Annotated in this window: 8 protein-coding genes and 1 tRNA gene; 5 read left to right on the top strand and 4 right to left on the bottom strand. The window is 71.0% G+C overall.

The genetic code is table 11. From position 1 onward, the window contains the following. Positions 1-129: 129 nt before the first annotated feature. Positions 130-1,557, bottom strand: coding sequence for an argininosuccinate synthase (argG, locus tag LCD31_RS17250; protein WP_224959408.1), 1,428 nt, complete (start codon positions 1,555-1,557; stop codon positions 130-132). A gap of 235 nt (positions 1,558-1,792) precedes the next feature. On the opposite strand from argG, the gene LCD31_RS17245 reads away from it, so the two are divergent. After that, a complete protein-coding gene (locus LCD31_RS17245; RefSeq protein ID WP_224959407.1) occupies positions 1,793-2,143 on the top strand; it encodes an EthD domain-containing protein in 351 nt (116 codons plus the stop codon). Here LCD31_RS17245 and LCD31_RS17240 read toward each other — a convergent pair. Continuing rightward, positions 2,137-2,700: a TetR/AcrR family transcriptional regulator gene (locus tag LCD31_RS17240; RefSeq protein ID WP_224959406.1), complete on the bottom strand. Its 564-nt coding sequence runs from the start codon at positions 2,698-2,700 to the stop codon at positions 2,137-2,139. The two genes, LCD31_RS17245 and LCD31_RS17240, sit on opposite strands and share 7 nt — an antisense overlap. An 85-nt stretch (positions 2,701-2,785) precedes the next feature. Here LCD31_RS17240 and LCD31_RS17235 point away from each other — a divergent pair, with 85 nt between their 5' ends. The 4 genes from LCD31_RS17235 (at position 2,786) to LCD31_RS17220 (ending at position 5,807) form a co-directional block, all read left to right on the top strand. Then, positions 2,786-3,682, top strand: coding sequence for an SDR family oxidoreductase (locus tag LCD31_RS17235; RefSeq protein ID WP_224959417.1), 897 nt, complete (start codon positions 2,786-2,788; stop codon positions 3,680-3,682). Positions 3,683-4,259: 577 nt separating this feature from the next. Beyond that, positions 4,260-4,463, top strand: coding sequence for a hypothetical protein (locus LCD31_RS17230; RefSeq protein WP_224959405.1), 204 nt, complete (start codon positions 4,260-4,262; stop codon positions 4,461-4,463). A 182-nt stretch (positions 4,464-4,645) separates the two neighbouring features. Beyond that, positions 4,646-4,722 (top strand) — tRNA-Ile (locus tag LCD31_RS17225). Between the two features lie 473 nt (positions 4,723-5,195). Then, the gene (locus tag LCD31_RS17220; RefSeq protein ID WP_224959404.1) at positions 5,196-5,807 is read left to right on the top strand and encodes a hypothetical protein; all 612 of its coding nucleotides are present in this window, start codon (positions 5,196-5,198) and stop codon (positions 5,805-5,807) included. Between the two features lie 206 nt (positions 5,808-6,013). Here LCD31_RS17220 and LCD31_RS17215 read toward each other — a convergent pair whose 3' ends face one another. Both LCD31_RS17215 and LCD31_RS17210 read right to left on the bottom strand, forming a co-directional pair. Next, positions 6,014-6,610, bottom strand: coding sequence for an FMN reductase (locus tag LCD31_RS17215; protein WP_224959403.1), 597 nt, complete (start codon positions 6,608-6,610; stop codon positions 6,014-6,016). Next, positions 6,607-7,519: CE1758 family FMN-dependent luciferase-like monooxygenase (locus LCD31_RS17210; protein ID WP_224959402.1), on the bottom strand; the 913-nt coding region annotated here is incomplete at its 5' end. The genes LCD31_RS17215 and LCD31_RS17210, both read right to left, overlap by 4 nt.

Below are 7,519 nucleotides of genomic sequence, written 5' to 3'. Positions count from 1 at the left end.
GACCGGCGGGTGCCGGGCGCGCCGCTGGCCGCGGGTGCCCGGGTCTCCCGCGGGGCCGCAACGCCCCCCGGCCCCCCCCCCCGGGGCGGGCCCCCCCCCGCCCCCCCCCGCCCCGTCGGACGGTCGGGGTCAGTCCGTGCCGACCTCGATGGCCGCGTGGTCCAGCGCGTCGGACTCGACACCGCCGTCCTCGCCTTCGGCGCGCGCGGCGATCGCGTTCGCCCCGCCCGGCGCCAGCTCGCCGACGAGCTCGCCCCACGCGGTGAGCGCCCCGTGCCCGCCGCCCTCGTACAACTCCAGCATGCTGCGCGAGTCCGCGATGTCCAGGTTCCGCATGGACAGCTGGCCGATGCGGTCGTTCGGCACGAACGCCTGGTCCTTGCTGCGCTCCATGGACAGCTTGTCCGGGTGGTAGCTCAGGTTCGGGCCCTCGGTGTTGAGCACCGTGTGGTCCCAGCCGCGGCGCAGCCGCACGGTGACGCTGCCGGTGACCGGGTAGCCGATCCAGCGCTGCATGGACTCCCGCAGCATCAGCGCCTGCGGATCGAACCAGCGGCCCTCGTAGAGCAGCCTGCCGAGGCGGCGGCCCTCGGTGTGGTACATGGCCACCGAGTCCTCGTTGTGCACCGCGTTGAGCAGCCGCTCGTAGGTGATGTGCAGCAGCGCCATGCCCGGCGCCTCGTACACGCCGCGGCTCTTGGCCTCGATGATCCGGTTCTCGATCTGGTCGGACATGCCGAGCCCGTGCCTGCCGCCGATGGCGTTGGCCTCGTGCACCAGGTCCACGTCGGAGTCGAAGGACTTGCCGTTGATCCGCACCGGGCGGCCGTGCCGGAACTCGACGGTGACGTCCTCGGCCGGGATCTCCACGTCGGAGTCCCAGAACCGCACGCCCATGATCGGCTCGACGATCTCCAGCGGCGTGTCGAGGAATTCGAGCTTCTTGGCCTCGTGGGTGGCGCCCCAGATGTTGGCGTCGGTGGAGTACGCCTTCTCCGCGGAGTCGCGGTACGGCAGTTCCCGCTCGACCAGCCACGCGGACATCTCGTCCCGGCCGCCGAGTTCGCCGACGAAGGCCTCGTCCAGCCACGGCTTGTAGATGCGCAGGTCCGGGTTGGCCAGCAGGCCGTACCGGTAGAAGCGCTCGATGTCGTTGCCCTTGTAGGTGGAGCCGTCGCCCCAGATGGACACGTCGTCCTCGCGCATCGCGCGCACCAGCAGCGTGCCCACCACCGCGCGGCCCAGCGGCGTCGTGTTGAAGTACGCCTGTCCGCCGGAGCGGATGTGGAAGGCACCGCAGGCCAGCGCGGCGAAGCCCTCCTCGACCAGTGCGGCGCGGCAGTCGATCAGCCGGGCGCGCTCGGCCCCGTAGACGCGCCCGCGTTCCGGCACGTCCGACAGGTCCGGCTCGTCGTACTGGCCGATGTCGGCGGTGTAGGTGTACGGCAGGGCGCCGCGCTCGCGCATCCACGCCACCGCGACCGAGGTGTCCAGCCCGCCGGAGAAGGCGATGCCGACGCGCTCACCCACTGGAAGATTATTCAGGACCTTCGACATGTATTCATCGTAACAGGCGTCGTTCCGGTCCTCGAAGGGCAGGGATTCCGCAGTGCCTGGACTGTCCGAACGGTCACCTCCGGTGCTCGTGAGCCGCGCGAGGAATGGCGCATAAATATGCAATTCCGAGGTCGTGGCCGCGTGCGGACGGAGCAGCGCGCGGTCCACCGGCCGGCGGCGTGCGCCACCCGGAAGGCGCGTTGATCCGGCCGGTGCGCGAACTAGGGTGGAGCGCGTGGTGATCCTCGTGAGCCTGCTGCGCCGCCTGCCGGAGCTCTCCCACGAGCAGTTCGTGCGGCACCACCGGGAGCACCACGCCCCGCTGGTCGCCTCGCTGCCCGTCGCCGCCCGGTACGTGCGCCGCTACGTGGTGGAGCACCCGCGGCCGCTCGGGGTGCCGGGCATCCCCGAGGCGACCGTGGACGCGGTGGTGCGGCAGTGGTTCGACTCGGCGGAGGACCTCGCGGCGCTGACGGCCTCGGCCGACTACCGGGACGTGATCCGGCCGGACGAGCAGCGCTTCATCGACATGTCCCGCAGCGAGTTCTGCTTCACCCGCGAGCAGGTGTTCCTCGGCGATCAGTGATCGGCGAGCAGGGCGCGCAGCTCGGCGGCGTCCTCCCGCACGCAGATCGCGAGGTCGGGTGCGCCGCCGGCGATCCAGCGCCCGAACGCGACCTGGAAGACGCTCATCGCGGCGTGCGCGGCGAGTTCGGCGTCCCGCGGGGGCGTCCCGCGCTCGCGCAGCGCCCTCGTGGCGGTCTCGGCCATGCCCGCGAGCTTGAGCAGCTCCCGCTCCCGCAACACCGGGGTGGCGGCGATGATCTCCGCGCGGCGGGCGGCGTGCTCGCGGCGCGCTTCGAGCAGTTCGGTGCTCGCGGCGACCCCGAGCAGTGCGGCGTCCAGCGGTGGGACGTCGTCGGCGGCGGCCGCGATCCCGTCGTGCACGGCCTGCTCCATCGCGCGGCCGCCGTCGAAGAGGACTTCGCGCTTGTCGGCGAAGTGCCGGAAGAAGGTGCGTTCGGTGACCCCGGCGCGCTCGGCGATGTCGCCGGCGGTGGTCCGCTCGAAGCCGCGTTCGGCGAACAGCTCCACGGCGGCGCGCGTCATCCGGTCCCGTGCGCCCGGTTCCCAGCGGCTCATGACCGGTGAGTGTAGTGATGGCAGCGACTGACATCAGGTGCTACTGTCGATGACAGTCACTGACATCAAGGGAGAGGAGCACGCCATGCGCGTCTTCGTCACCGGCGCCTCCGGCTGGATCGGCTCGGCCGTCACCGCGGAACTGCTCGCGAACGGGCACGAGGTCCTCGGCCTGGCCCGCTCCGACCGGTCGGCCGCCGCCGTCGCGGCCGCGGGCGCCGACGTGGTCCGCGGCGACCTCGACGACCCCGAAGGCCTCGCCGCCGCGGCCGCGAAGGCCGATGCCGTGGTGCACCTGGCCTTCAAGCACGACTTCGGCGCCTTCACCGCGGCGGGGCGCACCGAGGAGGCCGCCGTCCGGGGCATGCTCGACGCCCTCGCCGGGAGCGACCGGCCGTTCCTGCTCGCCTCCGGCCTGGCCGGGTTCGCGGCCGGTGGCGAACCGCCCACCGAGCTCGACCCGTCACCGCACGAGGGCGTCGGCTCGGCGCGCGGTGGCAGCGAGAACCTGGCGCTGTCCTACGTGGACCGCGGAGTCCGCGCGGTCGCGCTGCGCTTCGCGCCGACCGTGCACGGGGCGGGCGATCCCGGGTTCACCGCGCAGCTGGTGAAGGTCGCGAAGGAGCGCGGGGTCGCCGGCTACATCGGCGACGGCACGAACCGGTGGGCCGCGGTGCACCGCTCCGACGCCGCGCGGCTGGCCCGGCTCGCGCTGGACGGTGCGCCCGCCGGTACGCGGGTGCACGCGGTCGCCGAGGAGGGCCTGCTCGCCAGGGACATCGCCGCCGCCATCGGCGACCACCTCGGCCTGCCGACCGCATCGATCGATCCGCGGGACGCCGCCGAGCACTTCGGCTGGATCGGCGGCTTCTTCGGGGTGGACGCGGCGGGGTCGAACGCCCGCACCCGCGAACTGCTCGGCTGGGCGCCGACCGGGCCCGGGTTGATCGTGGACATCGCGGCGGGCGGCTACTCGGGCTGAGCGCCGGTGGCGGGCCGGAAAGCCCTGCGGTGGCGGGAGAAACCGGTTCCTGAGGGGAGCGCCGCGGAGGAGGAGGCTGAATCGGTGCGGTCCGCGGCGGCTGCTATGCTGGCAGCACGGTCCGAGGACCGGTCCCAGCAGGTCGAACAGGGTGCGTGACGCATGAGCAGATGTGGACATCGCGACCGGATCGACGCGCCACGACCGGAAATCAGATCGGTCGGCCTGCCGAAGGCCTGCTGAAGGCCTGCTGAACCGCGAAGGGGCGCCGATTCGGTGCCCCTTTTCCGCGATCGCACTCTTTCGGGCGAACCAGTCTCGGATTGATCAGAGTCGGATAACGATTCTGTCGAGACCCGCGATCTGATTCGTGCAGCGCCGCGACACCCCGCTTCCCCCTGAGGTTTTCCCGCAGGTCATAGCGGGCGTGAACGATCTGGATCAGCCAGTGGTCCCGGCCACGTGGCATGAACCAAATCGATTCATGATGCGAGAGGACCAACGAAACTCCCACTGCTCTCCGTCCTCGGAGCAGTGGTGCAAGAACGGGGACGACTAAAGGACGGGGGAAGTCGGGATGTCCGCTCCAGGGATCGGCAAGGAAAACCACTTCGCACTGCCCGATCTGGCCTCGGTGGCCCAGCTGCCGAAGCCGATCAGGGCTCTGGTCTACCTGGTCATGCTGTCGCTGCTGACGGTGGCCGGGATCAGCGCGCTGCTGGCCACCATCGTGATCATCGGCCAGCTGACCGGCGCGTTCAGCATCGCATCGTTCATGTGACGCCGCGACGAGCACGGGCCGGCACCTCCGGGTCCCCCCCCTTTCTGCTGCCACGGCCCGGAATTCCCGCTCCGGACAGCCCGCGACCGCCCGGTTTCGCCCGGTCGAGCGGGCAACCCAACGCGCCCCACACCGCCCAGCCTCGCTACGATCACCCAGAGGAGCGTTTCATCACGCCTTCGGGGGCAGTAGCTCAGTTGGTCAGAGCAGCGGACTCATAATCCGTCAGCCGTGGGTTCAAGTCCCACCTGCCCCACCACCTGACCAGCGGGCGAAGTTCGAAGCGAGATCGATCTCGTCGATTTCGGCGCGAGACCCCGGGTAGTGCGAGCGCGCACGCCGGCCGCCGGCGCTCGCGGTCGCTTCGAGGAGCAGGCACTCCGCGTGATCGAGTGCACCGGAGTGCACCGATCGACCTGCCGACGTACCTGAGCGCCGATCTTTCCTGCATTCGGAGCAATCGCGGGCTCGTTCGACGTTCCGGCCGAACCTGCGGCGCGATGGGGCGTCTTCCGGACGTGGGGGTTCACGAGTCGCCGGACGAGGGTCCGAGTCGGTCGTCCCCCGGTCTGAGGGGGGCCGATGAGGTTGGACGCGCGGAGGAGCATCTGGATCGCGGCGGCAGTGGTCGTGGTTCTGAGCGTGGTCGGCGGGCTCGTGGGCGTGGCGAATTCCTCTCGGTGGGCGTCGTCGTGCAGCGGTGGTGTGTCACGGGGTTCCGGGACTGACGACGTGGCCCGGTCGGTGCGGGAGAAGCTGCCGTCGTTCGCCGAAGGCACCTCGGTGGCGATCGAAGTGGTGGATCTGGATTCGTGCGCGGAGGTCGCTCGGCTCGACGCCGACAGCGGCTTCCCCACGGCGTCCGTGGTGAAGCTGCTGATCGCGATCGACGCGGTGGAGCGCCTCGGGGACGCCACCACCGATGATGAGATCGAGCGGATGCTCTCGGCCAGCGACGACGCTGTGGCGAGCCGGTTGTGGGTCGCCCACGGCGGTCCGGACATCGTCCGGCGCACGGCGGCGAAGCTGAAGCTGACGGACACCGCGCCGCCGGATTCGTCCGGGCAGTGGGGGAGCACCCGGATGAGCGCGAGCGATGTCGCGCGGGTCTACCGGTACTTGGCGGCGCAGGCCGACGCGGGCACGCGCAAGCTGCTGCTGGGCGCGATGGGGCGGGCCCCGGCACCGCGGAGGACGGATTTCCGCAGTACTTCGGCATTCCCGGCGGTCTGCCCGGGCACCGCTGGGCGATCAAGCAGGGCTGGGGGTCGACCGAGACCGACACCGTGCTGCACACCACCGGATTGGTCGGCGGGGATCGCGATCTCGTCGTCGTGCTGCTGAGCACGTGGCCGCCGGACACCGACTGGGCGGTGGCCAGGGCGGCGCTGACCGAGGCGGTCCGTTCGCTCGACCGGATCGTCTGATGCCGCCCCGGTCCAGATCCGGATGCCGAGGTGTCGAGCTCGGTTGGCTGCTCCACCGGAGCCGGTGACCAGCAGCCCCACCGCCCCGCCGACTGGTCCTGGTCGGTGCCGGTGGGGTGCTGGTCAGGTCGCGCCACCGCGGAGGAGTTCTTCGAACGGCACCGGATTCGCGAACGGGTCGGTGTTCTCCCGCTCCGGTCGTTGCCGCACGGCGGCGACGAGTTCGCGCGCGGCGCGGGTGATCCGCTGCCCGAGCTCGGTGCCGCCGCCCCAATCGGAGCCGGCCGCGTAGACGCCGGTGGGCACGATGTGCGCGCGGAGGTAGGCCAGCAGCGGGCGCAGCGCGTGCTCCAGCACCAGCGAATGCCGCTCGGTGCCGCCGGTCGTGGCGATCAGCACGGGCTTGCCCCGCAGCGCATCGGGTTCGACGACGTCCATGAACGACTTGAACAGGCCGCTGTAGGAGGCGCTGAACGTGGGCGTCACCAGGATCAGCCCGTCGGCGGCGGCGAGCCGTTCCAGGACCTCGCGCAGGCGGGTGCCGGGGAATCCGGTGAGCAGGTTGTCGGTGATGTCGTGGGCGTGCTCGCGCAGTTCCACCACCTCGACCTCGGCCTCCTCGCCGAGCTCGTGGCGGGTGGCCGCGACGAGCCGGTCGGCGAGCAGCCGGGTGGACGAGGGCTGGGAGAGGCCGGCCGAGATCGCCAGGATGCGGGTCATGCGTCGCTCCTTCCGGCGCGCTGGGCGCGGGACTCGTGGGTGGGTGCGTCGGGCACGTTCGGGCCGCGGCGGTCGGCGAATTCTTTGCGGAGCACGGGGACGACCTCTTCGCCGAGGAGGTCGAGCTGTTCCAGCACGGTCTTCAGCGGCAGGCCCGCGTGGTCGATCAGGAACAGCTGGCGCTGGTAGTCGCCGACGTACTCGCGGAAGCCGAGGGTGCGGTCGATGACCTGCTGCGGGGAACCGACGGTCAACGGGGTCTGCGCGGAGAAGTCCTCCAGCGAGGGACCGCCGCCGTAGACCGGGGCGTGGTCGAAGTAGGGCCGGAACTCGCGCACCGCGTCCTGGGAGTTGCGGCGCAGGAACACCTGCCCGCCGAGCCCGACGATCGCCTGCTCCGGCGTGCCGTGGCCGTAGTGGGCGAAGCGCTCCCGGTAGTACTGCACCATCCGGGCCGCGTGCTGCGGCGGCCAGAAGATGTGGTTGTGGAAGAAACCGTCACCGTAGTACGCGGCCTGCTCGGCGATCTCCGGGCTCCGGATCGACCCGTGCCACACGAACGGCGGTACCCCGTCGAGCGGTCGCGGGGTCGAGGTGAAGCCCTGCAGCGGCGTGCGGAACCGGCCCTCCCAGTCCACCACGTCCTCCCGCCACAACCGGTGCAGCAACGCGTAGTTCTCCAGCGCCAGCGGAATCCCCTGCCGGATGTCCTGACCGAACCACGGATACACCGGCGGCGTGTTGCCACGACCCATCATCAAGTCCACCCGGCCACCCGCCAGGTGCTGCAACATCGCGTAATCCTCAGCGATCTTCACCGGATCGTTCGTGGTGATCAGCGTCGTCGAGGTGGACAGGACCAACCGCTCGGTACGGGCCGCCAGATAACCGAGCATCGTCGTCGGCGAA

It is taken from the genome of Saccharopolyspora sp. 6M (genome assembly GCF_020176775.1).
GTDB classification, from domain to species: Bacteria; Actinomycetota; Actinomycetes; order Mycobacteriales; family Pseudonocardiaceae; genus Saccharopolyspora_C; species Saccharopolyspora_C gregorii.
This window is presented reverse-complemented; position numbering and strand designations above follow the sequence as displayed.

Coding starts and splice junctions, on each gene's coding strand:
- LCD31_RS17230 (WP_224959405.1), top strand. CDS start 4,260: ATGTCCGCTCCAGGGATCGGCAAGGAAAACCACTTCGCACTGCCCGAT.
- LCD31_RS17240 (WP_224959406.1), bottom strand. CDS start 2,700: ATGAGCCGCTGGGAACCGGGCGCACGGGACCGGATGACGCGCGCCGCC.
- LCD31_RS17235 (WP_224959417.1), top strand. CDS start 2,786: ATGCGCGTCTTCGTCACCGGCGCCTCCGGCTGGATCGGCTCGGCCGTC.
- LCD31_RS17215 (WP_224959403.1), bottom strand. CDS start 6,610: ATGACCCGCATCCTGGCGATCTCGGCCGGCCTCTCCCAGCCCTCGTCC.
- argG (WP_224959408.1), bottom strand. CDS start 1,557: ATGTCGAAGGTCCTGAATAATCTTCCAGTGGGTGAGCGCGTCGGCATC.